The sequence below is a fragment of the Aquabacter spiritensis genome, from assembly GCF_004346185.1.
GTDB lineage: Bacteria > Pseudomonadota > Alphaproteobacteria > Rhizobiales > Xanthobacteraceae > Aquabacter > Aquabacter spiritensis.
Genome location: NZ_SMAI01000001.1, coordinates 564787 through 583673, shown reverse-complemented (window position 1 = coordinate 583673; position 18887 = coordinate 564787). Strand labels below are relative to the sequence as shown.

Sequence of the window (18887 nt, the reverse complement as noted above, 5' to 3'; positions counted from 1 at the left end):
AAAGGAAGCAGGAGTTATAGCGCCATGAAACGAAAATCATTATCCGAAATGACAGAGGAGGAGCTGGTCGCTGCATTCAGGGACGGTGCAATTGAACAAAAGGATGCATCTGAAAATAATAAATTTTCAAAGTACAACAAATTATTTACTCGTATACTTGAAATTGCAAAGGAGCTCAAAGAACGGCTGGGTGATCGGCGGCGTGATTTGATCCCGTTGCTTGCGCATGAAAACATTCAGGTGCGGCTCATGGCAGGGAATGAGACACTGGCCGTGGCGCCCGAGGCGGCACGGCGCACGCTGCAGGAGATCAAAGACAGCAAGTGGTTTCCGTTTACGATGGACGCCGGCTCAACGCTTTCGGGGCTCGATTCGGGGCGGTTCCGGCCAGAATAAGCGTGTCTTGCCGAAGGCGGCGGCCCCGGTTCCGGCTCGGCGGCGGGAACCGGGCATGAACGGGCCGCGCCGTGGCGGCGACTACCTCTGCTCCGGCCTGATCTCCGGATTTCCTTCCACCGGGGCCTCGGGATCGATCTGGCGCGCGGCGCGCAAGCCCGATTCGATCGCCCCCTCGACCCACCCGCTCTTCAGCGTGGGAAAGGGAGCGCGCCCTGGAAATTTTCTTCATCGCCGGCCGGCCCCGATCGGCAGGGCCCGATGGCCGGGTCCCGCCAGGCCTGTCGCCCGACACGCAAGCCGGCAAGAAAGGGCCGACGGGACAGGCACATCGCCCCCCGTCCCCTCAGCTCTTCAACCGATACCCGGTCTTGAAGATCCACCACACCGCGACGAGGCAGGCGACCAGGAAGGCCAGGGTCATGCCGAGGCTCAGGGCGATGTTCACGTCGGAGACGCCGAAGAAACTCCAGCGGAAGCCGGAGATCAGGTAGACGACCGGGTTGAACAGGGTCACGCTGCGCCAGAACGGCGGCAGCATGTCGATGGAATAGAAGCTGCCGCCGAGAAAGGTGAGGGGGGTCACGATCAGAAGCGGGATCATCTGCAGCTTCTCGAACCCGTCGGCCCAGATGCCGATGATGAAGCCGAACAGCGAGAAGGTGACCGCGGTCAGAACCAGGAAGCCCACCATCCAGACCGGGTGCAGCACCTGGACCGGCACGAACAGGGTCGAGGTGGCGAGGATGATCAGGCCGAGCACGATCGATTTGGTCGCCGCCGCCCCGACATAACCGAGCGTGATCTCGACGAACGAGACCGGGGCCGAGAGCACCTCGTAGATCGTCCCGACGAAGCGCGGGAAATAGATGCCGAAGGCCGCATTGGTGATCGACTGGGTGAGCAGCGCCAGCATGATCAGGCCGGGCACGATGAAGGCGCCGTAGGTCACCCCGTCGATCGCGTTCATGTGGCTGCCGATGGCCGAGCCGAACACGATGAAATAGAGCGACGTGGACAGGACCGGCGAGACCACGCTCTGAAGCAGGGTGCGCCCGGTGCGGGCCATTTCGAACCGGTAGATGGCGCCGATGGCGTGGATGTTCATCATTCCCCCCGCATCAGATCGACGAAGATGTCCTCGAGCGTCGATTGCTCGGTGTCGAGGTCCTTATAAGCGAGGCCGGCTTGGTCGAGATCGTGGAACAGGGCCGAGACCGGCGCATGGCTGCCGTTCGTGGTGCCGTAGGCATAGATCAGCGCCTGCCCGCCGGGCGCGAGTTCCAGACCATGGCCGGCGAGCGCCGGCGGGACGGCGGCGAGCGGCGCGGTCAATTGGATGGTCAGCCGCTTCTGGCCGAACTTGCGCATGAGCGCCGTCTTCTCCTCGACCAGGATCAATTCGCCCTTGCGGATGACGCCGATCCGGTCCGCCATCTCCTCCGCCTCTTCCAGATAATGGGTGGTGAGGATGATGGTGACGCCCGCGGCGCGCAGCGCGCTGACGAGCCGCCACATGTCGCGGCGCAGCTCGACGTCGACCCCGGCGGTCGGCTCGTCGAGGAACAGGACGCGCGGCTCGTGGGACAGCGCCTTGGCGATCAGCACGCGGCGCTTCATGCCCCCCGAAAGGGTCATGATCTTGCTGTCCTTCTTGTCCCAGAGGGAGAGGTCGCGCAGCACCTTCTCGATATACGCGTCGTTCCGCTTCTTGCCGAACAGGCCGCGGCTGAACGACACCGTGGCCCAGACCGTTTCGAACGAATCGGTCTTCAATTCCTGCGGCACCAGGCCGATCAGTTCGCGCGCGGCGCGGTAATCGGCGACGATGTCGTGCCCCGCCACGGCGATCCGGCCCTCGGTCATGTTGACGAGGCCGCAAATGATCGAGATGAGCGTGGTCTTGCCGGCCCCGTTCGGCCCGAGCAGGGCGAAGATTTCGCCCTGGCTGAGGTCGAGCGAGACGTTCTTCAGGGCGACGAAGCCGCCCTCATAGGTCTTGGAGACGTTTTGGACACTGAGGATGGGCTGCATGGCGCGTGTCTATAGCCCAGGCCGATGACGATTGCGCGGGCGCTTTTGCAAGCCTGCCTTGCGATTCCCTCACACAAGCGGCGGGTGTAGCCTGTCTCGGACTTGTCCCCGCGATTCTTCGCGCGGGACAGCGGGAGGCTTTTAACGGTTCGGCAAGGGGAAAGCGGCTGGAGTTTGCTACATCTGTCCGCCATCCCGCAGAAGGCGCAGCATGCTCGATCTCACGACCCAGAAGGGCCCGCTCGACCCCTCCTACCGCCAGGCCCCGCACAATGTGGAGGCCGAGCAGGCGCTGCTCGGCGCCATCATGGTGAACAACGAGGCCTTCTACCGGGTCTCCGACTTTCTGCGTCCCGAGCATTTCTTCGAGCCGATCCACGCCCGCATCTTCGAGCTGGCCGGTGCCCTGGTGCGCGCCGGCAAGGTCGCGACCCCGGTCACGCTGAAGACCTTCCTGCCGGCCGACCTCGACGTCGCCGGTCTGAACGGCCCGCGCTACCTCGCCCGCCTCGCCGCCGAGGCGACCACGGTGATCAATGCCGAGGATTATGGCCGCGCCATCTACGATCTGTCGGTGCGCCGCGAACTGATCCGGATCGGCGAGGAAATCGTCACCGACGCCTATGACGCGCCGGTCGAGGCGAGTCCGCAGGACCAGATCGAGGAGGCCGAGAAGCGGCTCTATGCGATCGCCGAGACCGGCCGCTATGATGGCGGCTTCCTGCGCTTCGGCGAGGCGCTGCGCGAGGCGGTCGACATGGCGGGCCGCGCCTTCCAGCGCGACGGCCATCTCTCCGGCGTCGCCACCGGCCTCGACGATCTCGACCAGCAGATGGGCGGGCTCCAGGCGTCCGATCTGATCATCCTCGCCGGCCGCCCCGGCATGGGCAAGACCGCGCTCGCCACCAACATCGCCTATCACATCGCCGCAAATTATCGTGGCGAGACCCGCCCCGACGGCTCGATCGAGACCGTGAGCGGCGGCATTGTCGGCTTCTTCTCGCTGGAAATGTCGGCCGAGCAGCTCGCCACCCGTATCCTCTCCGAGCAGACCGAGATCCCCTCCTACAAGGTGCGCCGCGGCGACATTTCCGAGAGCGACTTCTCCAAGCTCGCCGCCGCCGCCCAGACCATGCAGGTCATCCCGCTTTATATCGACGATACCGGCGGCATCTCGATCGCCCAATTGGTCGCCCGCGCCCGCCGCCTGAAACGCCAGCGCGGCCTCGATTTCATGGTGGTGGACTATCTCCAGCTCCTCTCGGGCTCGGCCAAGAAGGCGTCCGAGAACCGGGTCCAGGAAATCACCGAGATCACCACCGGGCTGAAGGCGCTCGCCAAGGAACTCCAGGTGCCGATCATGGCGCTCTCGCAATTGTCGCGTCAGGTGGAAAGCCGCGACGACAAGCGCCCGCAGCTCTCGGACCTGCGCGAATCCGGCTCGATCGAACAAGACGCCGACGTCGTCATGTTCGTGTTCCGCGAGGAATATTATCTGAAGAACAAGGAGCCGAAGCCGGGCACCGAAGAATGGTTCAAGTGGGAGGTCGACATGAAGGCGGCGGAAGCCACCGCCGAAGTCATCATCGGCAAGCAGCGCCACGGCCCCACCGGCACCGTGAAGGTGCATTTCGAGGCGCAGTTCACCCGCTTCGCCAATCTCGCCCGCGAGGACAGGGTGCCCGACCGGCGATGAGCACGACCTGCGACGCCGCGCGCCTGACGATCGATCTCGACGCGCTCGCCAAAAATTGGCGCAGCCTCGCAATGCGGGTCGCCCCCGCCGCCTGCGGCGCGGTGGTGAAGGCCGACGCCTACGGCCTCGGCATCGCTCATGCCGCCCCCGCTTTGTGGAAGGCCGGCGCGCGCACCTTCTTCGTCGCGCTCCTCGCCGAGGGGCTGGCGCTGCGCGCCGTCCTGCCCGAGGCGACGATTTATGTGCTGGGCGGCCTGCTGCCGGGCACCGCCGCCACCTATCCGGCTGCGCGGCTGCGCCCGGTGCTCGGAAGCCCGGCCGAGGTCGCCGACTGGGCGGCGCTCTGTGCCGCGCACGGCACGGACTGTCCCGCCGCTTTGCATGTCGACACCGGGATGAACCGGCTCGGCCTGTCGACCGAGGAGGCCGTCGCGCTGGCGGCGGCGGGCGCCGGCTTCACGCCGGCTTTGCTCATGAGCCATCTCGCCTGCGCCGACACGCCGGACCATCCTTTGACCGCGATCCAGCGCGCCCTCTTCGCCGCGGTCGCGGCGGCGTTTCCCGGCGTGCCGGCCTCGCTCGCCAATTCCGCCGGCTGCCTCGGTGGGCGGGATCTGCATTTCGATCTCGCGCGGCCCGGCATCGCGCTCTATGGCGGGGTGGCGGTCGCGGGGCAGCCGCCGCTGCAGCCGGTGGTGCGGCTCGAAGTCCCGGTGATCCAGCTGCGCCGGGGCGTGCCGGGCGACAGCGTCGGCTATGGCGCGGCCGAGCGGCTGAAGCGCGCGAGCCGCATCGCGATCCTGTCCTTCGGCTATGCCGACGGGTTTCTGCGCGCGGCCGGGTCCAGCGACGACCGGCCGGGCGCGCAGGCGATCCTCGCCGGCCGCCGCTGTCCGCTGGTGGGGCGGGTCTCGATGGACCTGACCGCCGTCGACGTCACCGATCTGCCCGAGGACGCGGTCGCGCGCGGCGACATGGCGGTGATCCTGGGCGACGGGATCGGCGTCGACGACCTCGCCGCGCATGCCGGCACGATCGGCTATGAGATCCTGACGTCGCTCGGGCCGCGCTATCGCCGCCTGTATCTCGGCGGGTAGGGCGCGCCGGCCCTTCGGTCGGCCCGCTTGGCAAGCGCTTTTCCTTGGGAGAATATGGTTTTCCAGGTGACTGCCGCGACGGCGGCGAAGCGCATGCGAGGCTCCGATGCGGACGCTGACGCCTCTCTCCCAGATCGCGGTGCCCGTCCCGGCGGCGGACGAGACTTATCGCATCACCTTGCTCGACCGCGCCTTCGCCTTTGTCGGGCTGAAGGCGCTTCTGGGCGCCGCCGACCTCGCCAAAGCGGGCGAGCGCCATGCCGGGCTCGCCGCCCGCAGCGAGGTGGAGCGCGAGGCCGCCAGGTCCCTGCTTGCCGGACTGACGCTCCAGCATCTCCACGACCGGCCTTTGACCGATCCGTCCGGCCGGGTCGACGACGTGATGCGGGCGAACTACGCCATCGATCCCGACGCCTTCGTGGAGATTGCCCCGCTGACGCTCGGCGCCCTGAAGGACCGGCTGCTGCGCGCCGGCCCGGCCGAGGTGCGCCGGCTCGGCGGCGGCCTCACCGGCGTGATGGCGGCGGCGCTCGCCAAGATCATGGACGTGCACGAACTGATCCTGGTGGCGAAGAAGGCGAAGCGCGCCGCCACCGCCCGCACGCGGGTCGGCCTGCCGGGCACGCTCTCCTCCCGGCTCCAGCCGAACCATCCGACCGACGACCTCTCCTGCATCACCGCCTTGGTCTATGCCGGGCTCTCGATGGGCACGGGGGACGCCATCCTCGGCGTCAATCCGGCGGTGGATACGCTGCAGAACGTCTCGGCGATCCTGTTCCACCTCGACGCCTTACGCCGCGAGACCGGCGCGCCGACACAGATCTGCGTGCTCGCCCATGTGAAGACCCAGCTGGCCTGCCTCGAACAGGGGGCGCCGGTCGAGATCCTGTTCCAGAGCCTCGCCGGAACCGAGCGCACCTTGACCGAAGAATTCGACGTCACGGTGCCGCTGCTGGATGCCGCTTATGCCGCGATGGCCGCCAAGGGTCCGCTCGGTCCGGACTGCAACTTCATGTATTTCGAGACGGGGCAGGGCAGTGAACTGACCTACGGCAAGCATAACGGCATCGACATGACGACCTGCGAGGCGCTGTGCTACGGCCTCGCACGGCGCTACGACCCGTTCATGGTGAACAATGTGACCGGCTTCATCGGGCCGGAGACGCACCGCGACAATTTCGAGATGATCTATTCCAATCTCCAGGACCATTTCATGGGCAAGCTGATGGGCCTGCCCATGGGCATGGCGCCCTGCTACACGCTGCATTCCGACATCACCATGGAAGGCCAGCAGATGGCGACCGAGCTGCTCGCGGCGGCCGGCGCCAATTTCTTCATGGACGTCTACCTCACCACCGACCGCATGCTGGCCTATTTCGACACGTCCGGCCACGACGACCAGACGCTGCGCGAGGTGCACGGCCTCGCCCCGGCGCCGGAATTTTTGGAGTGGGCGATCGGCAAGGGCATCTTCGCGCGCGATGCCGAGGGCGGCGTGGTGCGCGGGCCGTCCTGGGGGGATCCGCGCCTGTTCTGCCGGTCGGCGCCGGCCTTCGCGGATCTGATGCAAAAGGTGCCGGGCGCCCATGGCTTCGACAATGCCGGGCCGCGCCCCGCCGATGCGGTGTCGCGCACGGTGCGGGCGAACCTCGCCATCGCCCGCGAGGCGATTCATGCCGATCTCGACCCCACCCGGCTCGGCGGCGTGCCGTTCCGCCGCATCGCCAGCCGCGCGGCGAGCCGCGCCGATCATCTCGCCCAGCCCGATGCCGGCGCCGGCCTCGACGCGGCGGTGCTCGCGGAGCTTCAGGCGGTGCGGGCCGACGTCCAGATCCTGGTCTCGGACGGGCTGTCCGCAGAGGCGATCCACCACAACATTCCCGATCTCGTGCCGGCGCTGCTGGCGCGTCTCGACCGGGCGGGCATTTCCTCGGCCGAGCCGCTGCTCCTGCCGTTCGGCCGGGTGAAGGCGGCCGAGCCGGTGGGCGATGCGGTGCAGGCGCGGATCGTCGTGACCTTGATCGGCGAGCGCCCCGGCGGCGATGCCCGTGCGTCGCGCTCCATGTCGGCCTATCTCGCCTATCGTCTGGAGGATCCGGAGACCCAGGCCAGTGCCGCCGTCTTCAGCGGAAATCCGGACATCCGCTACGAATACAGCGTGATCTCGAACATCTATGACGGCGGCCTGCCGCCGCTCGAGGCGGCGCGGCAGATCGCCGAGAAGGTGCAGCAGATCCTCGCTCTCAAGGCGGCCGGCAACCGGCTGGAGAGTGCGCTGCGCCAGGCGGCGTGACCCTGCCTTCGGCGGGGGCTTGGCGGGGATCGGGCAGGGACTTGGCGGAAGGCGGGGGCGTCGGCTAATCCGTGCCGCGTCGGGAGCGGGGCGGCGAGGGGCGGATGAGCGGGTTCGATCTCCTGTCGCGGGTCTTCGCCATCCTGCTCGGCCTGTCGATCGCCGAATTGCTGAAGGGCGTCGCGCGGGTCTGCCGGGTCTGGTACGGCGTCGAGCACGCCGACCGCGCACCGCTCCGGATCGGCGCGCTGATCCCGCTCCTGGTGCTGCTGACGCTGTTCGACCAGGTGACGTTCTGGTTCAATTTCGCCGCCATCGGACCGCATCTGCCGGCCGACGAACTCGGCCTGTTCGGCCTCGTTCTGGTGAGCGGCGCCTATTTCGCCGTCTCCACCTTCGTGCTTCCCGCCGAGGTCGGGCAGTGGCGGGATTTCGACGATTATTACATGAAAGTGCGGCGGCTGGTGATCGGCGGGCTGATGGCGGTCAATCTGATCGGCCTCGCCTGCGCGATCGGCCTGGCGCTCGCCGATGTCGAGATCGAGGAGGCGCGTGGCGGAGGCCAGATTTCGGGGCCGATGAACGGCCTCGCTCTGGTCGCGATGGTCGCGCTGCTTCTGGTCCGGACCAAGCGGGCGAACCTCGCCTGGCTGATCGTCGCCGTCCTCGCCACGATCGGCGCCGGTCTGCCGCTCTGAGGCGATCCGGCGCCGGGCGAAGCCGCCGTCGCGACCGTCAGCCCTCGACCTCCTCGCGCAGGATTTCCAGGCGCAGCCATTCCTCTTCCGCCACCTCGAGGTCGGCCTGGATCTTGGCGAGTGCCTTCGAGGCGGCCTCGAAGCGGGCGGGGTCGCGGGCATAGAGGGTCGGGTCGGCCATTGCCGCCTCCAGCTTGCGCGCCTCGGCGCGCAGCCCGTCCATCTGCTTCGGCAGGGTCTGCAAGGCGTGCTTCTCGTGGAAGGAGAGGCGGCGCTTCTTTTCCGCCCGGTCGGCGGGCGCGGCGGCCTTCTCGCCGCCGCGGGCGGCGTCCGGACGTGCCGCGTCCGGACGGGACTTGGCTTCGACCCCGCGGCCGCGCTGCGACACCATGTCGGAATAGCCGCCGGCGAATTCGGAAAAGCGGCCATCGCCCTCGGCGGCGATCACCGAGGAGACGGTGCGGTCCAGGAAGTCGCGGTCATGGCTGACCAGAAGCACCGTACCGGGATAGTCCGCGACCATTTCCTGGAGGAGATCGAGGGTTTCGAGATCGAGATCGTTGGTCGGCTCGTCCAGCACCAGGAGGTTGGACGGCAACGCCAGCGCCCGGGCCAGCATCAGCCGCGCCCGCTCGCCGCCGGAGAGCACGCGCAGCGGCGAATTCGCCTGGTCCGGGGTGAACAGGAAGTCCTTCAGATAACCCATCACATGCTTGGGCTGGCCGCCCACCATGAGCGTGTCGCCGCCGCCGCCGGTGAGGGCCGCGCGCAGGGTGGTCTCGGGATCGAGCGCGGTGCGCTTCTGGTCCAGCGCGGCGATCTCGAGATTGGCGCCGATCCGTACCGTGCCGCCGTCCGGCGCGAGATCGCCGATCAGCATCTTCAGCAGCGTGGTCTTGCCCGCGCCGTTCGGGCCGACAATGCCGATCCGGTCGCCGCGCAGGATGCGGGTGGAAAAATCGCGCACCACGGGCGTGCCGTCGAAACTCTTGGAGATGGCCTTGGCCTCGATCACCAGCTTTCCCGAGGCGTCGGCCTCGGTGACGGTGATCTTGACCGCGCCCGGCCCGCGCCGCTCCTCGCTGCGGTCGCGGCGCAGCGAATGGAGCTGGCCGAGGCGGCGGACATTGCGCTTGCGGCGGGCGGTGACGCCGTAGCGCAGCCAGTCGAGTTCGGCCACGATCTTGCGGTCGAGCTTGTGGCGGTCGGTCTCTTCCTGTTCCAGCACCTGGTCGCGCCAGCCCTCGAAGGCGGAAAAGCCCTGGTCGAGCCGGCGCGTGGCGCCGCGGTCGATCCAGACGGTCGCGCGCGAGAGGGTCTGGAGGAAGCGCCGGTCATGGCTGATCACGACGAGGGCCGAGCGCAGCCCCTTCAGCTCGCTTTCCAGCCATTCGATGGCCGGCAGATCGAGATGGTTGGTGGGCTCGTCGAGCAGCAGCACGTCCGGCTCGGGCGCCAGCACGCGGGCGAGCGCGGCGCGACGGGCCTCGCCGCCGGAGAGGCGGGCGGGATCCTCCTCGCCGGTCAGGCCGAGCTGTTCGAGCAAATAGCGGGCGCGATAGGCCTCGTCGCCCGGTCCGAGCCCCGCCTCGACATAAGCAAGCGCGGTCGAAAAGCCGGAAAAGTCCGGCTCCTGCGGCAGATAGCGCACCGTCGCGCCGGGCTGGACGAACACCGAGCCGCTGTCAGGCTCGATCAGGCCAGCGGCGATGCGCAGCAGCGTCGACTTGCCGGAGCCGTTGCGCCCGACGAGGCACAGCCGGTCTCCAGGCGCGACGGCGAGGTCCGCCCCGTCGAGCAGGGGCGTGGCGCCGAAGCGCAGATGAATATCCTGAAGCTGGATGAGCGGAGGAGCCATGCGCCCGACTTAGAGCACCCGGCGACCTGCGCGCAAGGCAAGCCCGGAATTCCGTTCGCGCCGCGCACGGAGGATCTCTCCACGAACGGCGAAACCGACGCCGCGTGGCTCCGTCCCCGCGTCCCCGCCGGTCAGTGGACCGTGACGGGTCCGACGAGGCGCCGGATCTCGTCCTTCAGGACGAGTTTGCGGCGCTTCAGCTCGGCGAGCCGGAGCGGATCGGTCGCCGGATGGGCGAGTTCCTTGTTGATTTCAGTCTCGAGAGCCGCGTGACGACGCTGAAGCTCTGCAATGTGCGACTGGACGGACATAAGGCGCGTCTCCGTGTCTGCAACGGACATCAGTCTGTCATGGAGGCGGCGAAGAGTCGACCACCCTGGGGTAACGAAAGACGCTGCGGCGCAGCACGGCCGGGTTTCGAACGCTCCTTGTCCGCCGCGCGCGCGGCGTCATGGCAGAGGCGTTCAAGGCATTGTTTCGAAATGAAGAAATGCCACCGAGGCGTGTGTGTGGCGGATTCGGCGGGGGCGGCGCCGAACAAGCGCTTGCAGGTGCGGCCGCCCATGCCATATTCGCTAGCCATCGGCCCGATGGAGCGCTGCGGATTCCTGAATGACCAGCGACGAGGAACGCGAGTTGCGCACGCTCCTGGAGCGTCTGCGCCAGGAACATCGGGATCTCGACGCCGCGATCTCCGCGCTGATGGCGGTGACGGGGTCGGACATTCTGCAGATTCAGCGGCTGAAGAAGCGAAAGCTCCAGTTGCGCGACCGCATCACCCATCTCGAGGACGAACTCTTCCCCGACATCATCGCCTGACCCGCCGCTCCCCATGGCCGCGGACGGCCATGGGGCGGCATGCGGCTGGTCAGATCTGGCCGAGCAGCGCCTGGGCGCTCGAAATGTCGGCCTTGGACGGCACGTCTTCGACGTTCAGAATCTTCACGACGCCGTCTTCGACCAGCATCGAATAGCGCTTGGAGCGCAGCCCGAGCCCGGCGGCGGAGCCGTCGAAGGTGAGATCGAGCGCCTTGGAGAATTCCGCGACGCCGTCGGCCAGGAACAGGATCTTGCCCTCGGCGCCCGAGGCCTTCTCCCACGCGCTCATCACGAACGGGTCGTTCACCGACACGACCGCGATGGTGTCGATGCCCTTCGCCTTGAATTCGTCGGCGCGCGCGACATAGCCGGGCAGGTGGTTCTTGTGGCAGGTCGGGGTGAAGGCGCCCGGCACCGCGAACAGCACCACGCGCCGCCCCTTGAAGACGTCGTCGGTGGTCTTGGGCACCGGCCCATCGGCCGTGCTCACGCGGAAGGTGGCCGAGGGCAAAGTGTCGCCGACTGAGATGGACATGGTTCTCTCCGCAAAATGCGCCGTGGCCGGATCGGAAGTCCCGGCCGCGGCGGGTGCAGAATAGAAACATTTCGCCGTCGCGAAAGGGGGAGCGGCCAGGCCTCAGGCCGGTTGCAGGGTTTCGGCGATCAAAGCGCGCACCTCCGGCAGGCAGGAGCCGCAATTGGTCCCCGCTTTCAGCGCCGCCCCGACCGCCGCCGCGTCGTGCGCTCCGGCGCGGATCGCCGCCGCAATAGCATCGCGGGCGACCCCGAAGCAGGCGCAGACCAGGGGGCCCGAAGGCATGGTTCCTGCCCCGGAACGTCCGGACAGGATCAGCCTCCGGTCGGCCTCGCCGACGCGGTCCCCCGCCAGAAGGTCCTTCAGCGCGTCCCAGGCGGGGACGGCACCCTTCGGCCCGATCATAAGGGCGAAGCTGAGGCGGCCATTGGTGTCGAAGGCGGCGGCGCGATACTGGCCGCCGGAGAGGTCCGAGAACTCGGCCAAGGCGGCGGCACCGACCTGTCCGCGCGCCCAATCGCGCCACAGGTCGGGGCCGTCGCCCCCGGCGATGCGCCAGGCATGGCCGCCTGCGACCGGCAGGCGCGCCCACCAGCTTCCCGGCGGCGGCGCCAAAGCGGTGCGGGCGAGGATGAAGCCGCGATACGGCGCGGCATAGGCGGCGAGGGTGGCGGGCGTCGCCTTGGAATCGGGCTGGCCGGAAATCGGATCGCGCGCGTCGTGCACCAGCGCCCCGACCCGGCCGTGGGAGGCATTGGCCGCGCTCCAATGGATCGGCGCGAACAGCGTGCCCCGCGGCTGCCCGGCATCGCCCCGCACTTCCAGCACCGCGCGGCCGTGGCGCGTCGCCACCGTGGCGAGGTCGCCCTCGGCGAGGCCGAGCGGCGCGGCATCGTCGGGATGGACCGCGACGAACGGCGCGGTCAGATGGGCCGAGAGGCGCGGCGACAGGCCGGTGCGCGTCATGGTGTGCCATTGGTCGCGGATGCGGCCGGTATTGAGCAGGAACGGATGCTCCGCTTCCCCTGCGGGGGGCGCGGCGGTGGCGGGCACGACGAGGCGGGCACGGCGGTCGGGGGTGAAGAAGCCGCCTTCGGCGAACAGGCGCGCGGTCGCCCCTCCGCCGGCCGGCAGCGGCCATTGCACCGGCTCCAGCGTCTCATAGGCGGCATCCGAGAGGCCGGCGAGCGCGGAAATGTCGAAGTCGCGGGTGCCGCCATTCTCGAAGCCGGAGAGCGCCGCATGCTCGCGGAATATGTCGGCCGGCCGGGTCCAGGCGAAGGCGGCGCCGAAGCCGAGCCGCCGCGCCACCTGCGCCAGCGCCCACCAATCCGGGCGAACGCCCGCGGGCCGGTCGAGGAAGGGGCGCATGCGCGAGATGCGCCGCTCGGAATTTGTGACGGTGCCGTCCTTCTCGCCCCAGGCGGCGGCCGGCAGCACGACATGCGGCGCGCAGGCGGCGGTGTCGTTGGTCCGCACATTCTCCGACAGGACGAACAGATCGAGGCGGCCGAGCGCGGCGCGCACCGCATCGGCCCGCGGCAGGCTGACCGCCGGATTGGTGCCCATCACCCACAGCGCCTTGATCTCGCCCCGTCCGATCGCGGCGAACATGTCGACCGCCTTCAGGCCCTCGCTCGCCGCCATGGCCGGCGCGTCCCAGAAGCGGCGCACCCGGTCCACTTCGGGCGGCGAGAAGCCCATATGGGCGGCGAGCTGATTGGCGAGGCCGCCGACCTCGCGTCCGCCCATCGCGTTGGGCTGGCCGGTCAGCGAGAACGGCCCCATGCCGGGCCGGCCGATGCGGCCGGTCGCGAGATGGCAGTTGAGGATCGCATTGACCTTGTCGGTGCCGTGCGCCGACTGGTTCACGCCCTGCGAATAGCACGTGACGCTGCGGGCGGTCTCGCGGAACCAGGCGAAGAAGCGGGCGACGTCCGCCTCGGCCAGGCCGGTCGCGCGCGCGGTCGCTGTGATGTCGGGCACGCGCGTGCGGGCGGCGGCGAGCGCGGCATCGAGACCCTGGGTGTGGGCCGCCACATAGGCCGCATCGATGCCGCCGGTGTCGGCCAGATGGACCAGAAGGCCGCAGAACAGATCGGTATCGGTGCCGTGGGCGATCGGCAGGACGAGGTCGGCCTCGTCGGCGGTGGCGGTGCGGCGCGGATCGATCACCACGATCCTGGTGCCGCGCGCCGCGCGGGCGGCCGCCATGCGGCGGAACAGGACCGGATGGCACCAGGCGGCATTGGATCCGACGAGCACGATCAGATCGGCCGCATCGAGATCCTCATAGCTGCCCGGCACGGTGTCCGAGCCGAAGGCGCGCTTGTGGCCGGCGACCGAGGAGGCCATGCACAGGCGGGAATTGGTGTCGACATTGGCGGTGCCGAGGAAGCCCTTGGCGAGCTTGTTGGCGGCGTAATAATCCTCGGTCAGGAGCTGGCCCGAGAGATAGAAGGCGATCGCCTCCGGGCCGTGGCGCGCCAGGGTCGATCGCAGACCGTCCGCGACGCGGTCGAGGGCGGCGTCCCAGGAGACCGGCCCGAGCGGGCCCTCGCCGTGCCGCATCATCGGCTCGATCAGTCGGGTTTCGTGGCCGATCGTCTCGCCGAGCGCCGCGCCCTTGGAGCAGAGGCGGCCGAAATTCGCCGGATGGACCGCGTCCCCCGCGATCGCGGCGCCGCCTGCCGCGTCGGGGGTCGCGAGGAGGCCGCAGCCGACGCCGCAATAAGGGCAGGTGGTGCGCACCGCGCCGGGATCGGCGAGCGCATTCATCGCGCGCGCCTCATCGTGCCGCGCGCCGACATGGTGGCATTGCCCATCCCGCCCCCCTCAATAGACGTCGGCCTGATAGCGGCCGGCTTTCTTCAGATCGGCGAGGAAGTTCGCCGCCGCCGCGCGCGCGAGGCCACCCTGCGCCGCAGCCACATCGACCAATGCGGCCTCGACATCCTTCGCCATGCGCTGGGCGTCGCCGCAAATATAGAAATGCGCGCCGTCCGAGAGCCAGGCCCAAAGTTCCGCTCCCGCTTGGCGGATGCGGTCCTGGACATAGACCTTCTCCGCGCCGTCGCGCGACCAGGCGGTGTCGAGCCGGGTCAGCACGCCCGCCGCCTGCAGCCCTGCGAGCTCGTCCTCGTAGAAGAAATCCGTGTCGCGCCGCTGATGGCCGAAGAACAGCCAGTTCCGGCCCGGTGCGCGGGTCGCCATGCGCTCGTGCAGGAAGGCGCGGAACGGCGCGATGCCGGTGCCCGGCCCGACCATGATGATCGGGCGCGCGGACTCCGCCGGCAGGCCGAAGCCGTGGGCCTTCTGCAGATAGGCCTTCATCCGCGTGCCCGGCGGCACCCGTCCGCCGAGAAAGGTGGAGCAGACGCCGAGCCGGGTGCGGCCACCGGCCTCATAACGCACCGCGTCCACCGTCAAAGAGAGCCGGCCGGGCGTCGCTTTCGGGCTGGAGGAGATCGAATAGAGCCGCGGCTGGAGCGGTTCGAGACATTCGATCACCGCCTCGGGATCGGGCCGGGTCCCGGCGAATTTCTCCAGCGCGGCGAGGACGTCGAGGGTCGCGGCGTCGCCGTCGGGATCCTCGCCCGCCGCGAGCGCGCGGGCCTTCGCCTTCCGGGTGCCGCCGGTGAGATAGGAGAACAGGGTGAACAGCGCGTCGGGTGCCGATTTGAGACAGACGCCGTGGCTCAGCGCCGCCCCGAGCGTGGTTTCGCCGACCGGATAATCGGCGGGAGCGTCGAGTGCCGCCAGCACCGCCGCGACGAGACCGGGATCATTGACCGGGAACAGGCCTAAACTGTCGCCCGCCGCGTAATCGATGCCGGACCCGGCGAGATCGAACTCGATGTGCCAGGTCTCCTTGGCCGAGCCGTCCTTGTTGAGCCGGGTGCGGCCGAGAAAGGTCACCTCGCCGGGATTTTCGCGGGTGCCGCGCGGCGCGGCGGGGGCCGCGACGGGCGGTGCCGAAGCGGCGGGCGCTGCGGTGGGCGCGGCGCCGTCCGCGCTTTGCTCGGCCGCGAGCGCCTTGAGCATGCGCAGCGTCTCCTTGCCGCCGGGGGCGCAGAGATTGAGCGCGGTCTCGGTGCCGTCGGCGATCGCCTTGGAATAGGTCTCGCAGAGATAGCCGCACTGTCCGCAATCCTGCTGGGCCATCGCGGCCATCATGCGCCGCGCCAGCGGCCGGCCCTCGGCCAGCTTCATGCGCTCGCCGAGCGGCATCGCGGCGTCGTGCCAGGGCGCGCCGTCGTCTTCGGCCGCTGCGGCGGGGCCTCCGGGCATCAAAGCGGCGGAAGCTTCCGCCGACAGGGCGGTCGCGCCGGGCGCAGCATCGGCCGAGAAGATTCCGGCGAAGAAGCCGTTGAGCCAGGCCCGCTGTTCGGGCGTGAAGGGTGCACTTTCGGGGAGATAGGGCACCACGGCGGGAGGCGATTGGAGGATCATTCCGCAGGCTCCGCGGCGGCGAGCGATGTCAGGGTGTCGGCCGGGATCCGGCGGGTGAAGGCGGCGAAGGCTTCGCCGGGAAGCCGGTGCGCGAGCCAGGCCCTGAGCAGGCCCTCGACCCGGCGCGGCACCTCGGCGGCGGGGAGGTCGCGATAGAGTTCGTCGCCGAGCGCCGCGGCGCTGCCGAAGCCGCCGCCCACCAGCAGATGATAGCCGTCGACCGTGTCGCCCTCGTCATTGACCGCCACCCGCGCGCCGATCAGCCCGATATCGCCGATATAATGCTGGGCGCAGGAATTGTGGCAGCCGGTGACATGGATGTTGACCGGCTGGTCGAGCGCGAGCCGCGGCCCGCAATGCGCGGCAATGGCGCGCGCCGTGCCCTTGGTGTCGGCATTGCCGAAGCGGCAACCCTTCGCACCGGTGCAGGCGACAAGGCCGGCCTGGAGCGCGTCGGGCGCGGCGGTGAGGCCGAGCCCCGCGATCACCTCCGCCGCCGCCGCGACATGGGCGTCGGGGATGCCGGAGATCAGCACATTCTGCCAGACCGTGAGCCGCAGATCGCCGTCGCCCATGCCGGCCGCAACGTCGGCGAGGCCGCGCATCTGTGCCGACGTCATGCGGCCGACGGGCAGTCCCACGCCGATCCAGTTCAGCCCCGGCTGCTTCTGGGGATGCACGCCGAGATGCGCCATCCGGTCCGGCTCGGGACGCGGTGCAACGGCCTCGGCGGGGCAGCGGGGGAGGGCGGCGCCGAGCTTGGCCTCGACCGCGGCGAGAAATTTCGCGAAGCCCCAGGTGTCGAGGACGTATTTCAGCCGCGCCTTCTTGCGGTCGGTGCGGTCGCCGCTCTCGATGAAGACCCGGACGATGGCGGCGGCGACCTTGGTCGCGTCCGCCGGCCGGACGACGATGCCGGTGTCGCGGGCGAAGTCGCGGTGGCCGGTGATGCCGCCGAGGGCGAGGCGGAACCAGATGCCCGGCGCAAGGCCGAACCCGTCCGCCACCTCGACCGCCTGGAAGCCGATATCGTTGGTGTCCTCCAGCGCGCCGATCCGTCCCGCGCCGTCGAAGGCGACATTGAACTTGCGTGGCAGCCCGTACATGTCGCGATTGTTCAGGATGTAATGGTGCCACTCCCGGGCATAGGGCCGGGTGTCGAGCAGTTCCTGCGGGTCGATGCCGGCCGTCGGGGTGCCGGTGACGTTGCGGATATTGTCGGCGCCCGAGCCCTTTGCGGTGAGGCCGAGATCGACCAGCGTCTCCAGCAGGATCACCCCGTCGGTCGCGGGAATGTCGCGGATCTGGAGATTGGCGCGGGTGGTCACGTCGGCATAGGCGCCGCCATGCGCCTGCGCGATGTCGGCGATGCCGCGCATCTGCCAATGCGTGAGGATGCCGTTCGGCATGCGCAGGCGGCACATGAAGCTGTCCTGCGCCGGGGCGACATAGAACAGCCCATGATATTTCCAGCGCAGGATGTCTGCGCCCTTCGGGAATGCGCCGGCCGCGGCGGCATCCTTCATGCGCGAATAGCTGTCGAGCCCGAGTTCTTCGCGCTTTGCCTTCTCCTCCGGGCAGAGCTTGCGGCCCTCGGCCTCGGTGCGGGCCATGGCGGCGTGGCTGGCCGCGTCCGGCCCGGTCGGCACGGCAGGCGCGGCGCCCGGCCCGGTTCGCGCCGTGCGGACCGCCTGGGCGCCGGAGACGAAGCCCTCAAGATAGCGCTTCTGGTCGATGGTGAAATCGCCGCTCATGTGTCTTGCCTTCTACGCCACGCGTGCGCAGGCGAGCCGGCCGAAGGCCAGGTCGGCGCGGATCGCGGCGATGGGGGTGCGGTTCGTGATGAGGTCGAGATAGAAGGGGCCGTCTGCGGTGTCGCCATAGAGCACGGCGGCGACGAGGCGCCCGTCGCGAAGCACGAGGCGCCGGTAGAGGCCGAGGCCGGGATCGGCGAGGACGATTTCCTCGCCCGGCGCGGCGATGTCCCCGGCCGAGAAGACGAACACGCCGGAGACCTTCAGATGGGTCGACACGACGCTGCCGGGATAGGCCGCGTCCTCCCCGGCGAGGCGCCGCGCGAGCACCTCCGCCTGCTCATAGGCCGGGGCGACGAGCCCGTAGCAGGCGCCGCGATGCTCGGCGCATTCGCCGATGGCGAAGATGGCGGGGTCGTCGGTCGCGAGCGTATCGTCGACCAGGATGCCGCGCCGGCAGGCGAGCCCGGCCGCCATGGCGAGCCCGATCTTCGGCGTAACGCCGCAGGCCATCACCAGGAGATCGGCGGGCAGGCGGCGCCCGTCCGCGAGCCGCAGCGCCGCGACCCGGCCGTCGCCCTCGATGGCGGCGCTCGCCGCGCCCAGCACCACGGTGATGCCCTGCGCCGCCACCGCTCGGCACAGCAAATCGGCGGCGCGGGGATCGAGCTGGCGTTCCATCAGCCGGTCCATGAGATGAACCAGGGTTGTTTCGACGCCGGCGCGGGCGAGGCCGCTCGCCGCCTCGATGCCGAGCAGGCCGCCGCCGATCACCACGGCGCGCACGCCCGGCCGGGCGGCGGACAGCAGGGTCTCGACATCGGCCATGTCGCGGAAGGTGGTGACGCCCGGCAAATCGCCGCCGGGCAGCGGCAGCCGGATCGCGTCGGAGCCGGTCGCCAGAACGAGGCGGGCGAAGGGCAGGCGCCGGCCGTCGGCGAGGACGACGGCGCGGCCCACGCGGTCGATCGCGGTCGCCGGCATGCCGGCGATCACGCCGATGCCGTGGGCGCGCCACCAATCCGCGTCGTGCAGCGTGATCTCGGCGCGCCCGGTGCGCCCGGCGAGCACGTCGGACAGCAGCACGCGGTTATAAGCGAGGTGCGGCTCGGCGCCGATCACGGTGACGGCGTGGCGGCCCGGCGCCCGGCGCACCAGCTCCTCGCAGAGCCGCGCCGCCGCCATGCCGTTGCCGATCACGAGCAGCGGTTCGGCGGGGGCGGCGGACGAGGTCGAGGGCGCCGAGCGGGGCATG

The 18887-nt window shown here is 69.4% G+C and carries 15 protein-coding genes; 6 read left to right on the top strand and 9 right to left on the bottom strand.

The window, feature by feature from the left end; translation table 11 throughout:
* Window positions 1–24: 24 nt before the first annotated feature.
* Window positions 25–396: a DUF2019 domain-containing protein gene (locus EDC64_RS02735; protein WP_132029592.1), complete on the top strand. Its 372-nt coding sequence runs from the start codon at window positions 25–27 to the stop codon at window positions 394–396.
* A 346-nt stretch (window positions 397–742) separates the two neighbouring features.
* On the opposite strand, the gene EDC64_RS02730 is transcribed toward EDC64_RS02735, so the two are convergent.
* A complete protein-coding gene (locus EDC64_RS02730) occupies window positions 743–1504 on the bottom strand; it encodes an ABC transporter permease (protein ID WP_132029989.1) in 762 nt (253 codons plus the stop codon).
* The gene (locus EDC64_RS02725; RefSeq protein ID WP_132029590.1) at window positions 1504–2430 is read right to left on the bottom strand and encodes an ABC transporter ATP-binding protein; all 927 of its coding nucleotides are present in this window, start codon (window positions 2428–2430) and stop codon (window positions 1504–1506) included. The genes EDC64_RS02730 and EDC64_RS02725 overlap by 1 nt, the downstream gene beginning before the upstream one ends.
* Before the next feature lie 211 nt (window positions 2431–2641).
* On the opposite strand from EDC64_RS02725, the gene EDC64_RS02720 reads away from it, so the two are divergent.
* The 4 genes from EDC64_RS02720 (at window position 2642) to EDC64_RS02705 (ending at window position 8214) form a co-directional block, all read left to right on the top strand.
* A complete protein-coding gene (locus EDC64_RS02720) occupies window positions 2642–4126 on the top strand; it encodes a replicative DNA helicase (RefSeq protein WP_132029588.1) in 1485 nt (494 codons plus the stop codon).
* Window positions 4123–5223 carry an alanine racemase gene (gene alr, locus EDC64_RS02715; RefSeq protein ID WP_132029586.1) on the top strand — a complete coding sequence of 367 codons (1101 nt, stop codon included), beginning with the start codon at window positions 4123–4125 and terminating at the stop codon, window positions 5221–5223. Before EDC64_RS02720 ends, alr begins: the two co-directional genes overlap by 4 nt.
* A 106-nt stretch (window positions 5224–5329) precedes the next feature.
* Window positions 5330–7516 carry an ethanolamine ammonia-lyase subunit EutB gene (gene eutB, locus EDC64_RS02710; protein WP_132029584.1) on the top strand — a complete coding sequence of 729 codons (2187 nt, stop codon included), beginning with the start codon at window positions 5330–5332 and terminating at the stop codon, window positions 7514–7516.
* A 104-nt stretch (window positions 7517–7620) separates the two neighbouring features.
* Window positions 7621–8214, top strand: a complete 594-nt coding sequence (locus EDC64_RS02705; protein ID WP_132029582.1) for a hypothetical protein — start codon at window positions 7621–7623, stop codon at window positions 8212–8214.
* Window positions 8215–8251: 37 nt separating this feature from the next.
* Here EDC64_RS02705 and EDC64_RS02700 read toward each other — a convergent pair whose 3' ends face one another.
* Window positions 8252–10072 carry an ABC-F family ATP-binding cassette domain-containing protein gene (locus EDC64_RS02700; RefSeq protein WP_132029580.1) on the bottom strand — a complete coding sequence of 607 codons (1821 nt, stop codon included), beginning with the start codon at window positions 10070–10072 and terminating at the stop codon, window positions 8252–8254.
* Between the two features lie 131 nt (window positions 10073–10203).
* Entirely contained in the window at window positions 10204–10383 is a 180-nt protein-coding gene (locus EDC64_RS02695; protein ID WP_132029578.1) for a YdcH family protein, read from the bottom strand.
* 301 nt (window positions 10384–10684) lie between these two features.
* Between EDC64_RS02695 and EDC64_RS02690 the strand changes: the two genes are divergently transcribed.
* Window positions 10685–10891, top strand: a complete 207-nt coding sequence (locus tag EDC64_RS02690) for a YdcH family protein (protein ID WP_132029576.1) — start codon at window positions 10685–10687, stop codon at window positions 10889–10891.
* 49 nt (window positions 10892–10940) lie between these two features.
* On the opposite strand, the gene EDC64_RS02685 is transcribed toward EDC64_RS02690, so the two are convergent.
* The 5 genes from EDC64_RS02685 to EDC64_RS02665 all read right to left on the bottom strand — a co-directional run bounded on the left by EDC64_RS02685 (window position 10941) and on the right by EDC64_RS02665 (window position 18886).
* Window positions 10941–11426 carry a peroxiredoxin gene (locus tag EDC64_RS02685; protein WP_132029574.1) on the bottom strand — a complete coding sequence of 162 codons (486 nt, stop codon included), beginning with the start codon at window positions 11424–11426 and terminating at the stop codon, window positions 10941–10943.
* 102 nt (window positions 11427–11528) lie between these two features.
* Window positions 11529–14204 (bottom strand): nitrate reductase, encoded by a 2676-nt coding sequence (locus EDC64_RS02680; RefSeq protein ID WP_132029572.1) that lies wholly within the window; start codon window positions 14202–14204, stop codon window positions 11529–11531.
* Between the two features lie 57 nt (window positions 14205–14261).
* Entirely contained in the window at window positions 14262–15878 is a 1617-nt protein-coding gene (locus EDC64_RS02675; RefSeq protein WP_132029570.1) for a sulfite reductase subunit alpha, read from the bottom strand.
* Window positions 15875–17632 (bottom strand): NirA family protein, encoded by a 1758-nt coding sequence (locus EDC64_RS02670; RefSeq protein WP_132029568.1) that lies wholly within the window; start codon window positions 17630–17632, stop codon window positions 15875–15877. The genes EDC64_RS02675 and EDC64_RS02670 overlap by 4 nt, the downstream gene beginning before the upstream one ends.
* A gap of 12 nt (window positions 17633–17644) precedes the next feature.
* Window positions 17645–18886 carry an NAD(P)/FAD-dependent oxidoreductase gene (locus EDC64_RS02665; RefSeq protein ID WP_132029566.1) on the bottom strand — a complete coding sequence of 414 codons (1242 nt, stop codon included), beginning with the start codon at window positions 18884–18886 and terminating at the stop codon, window positions 17645–17647.
* Between the last annotated feature and the right edge of the window lies 1 nt (window position 18887).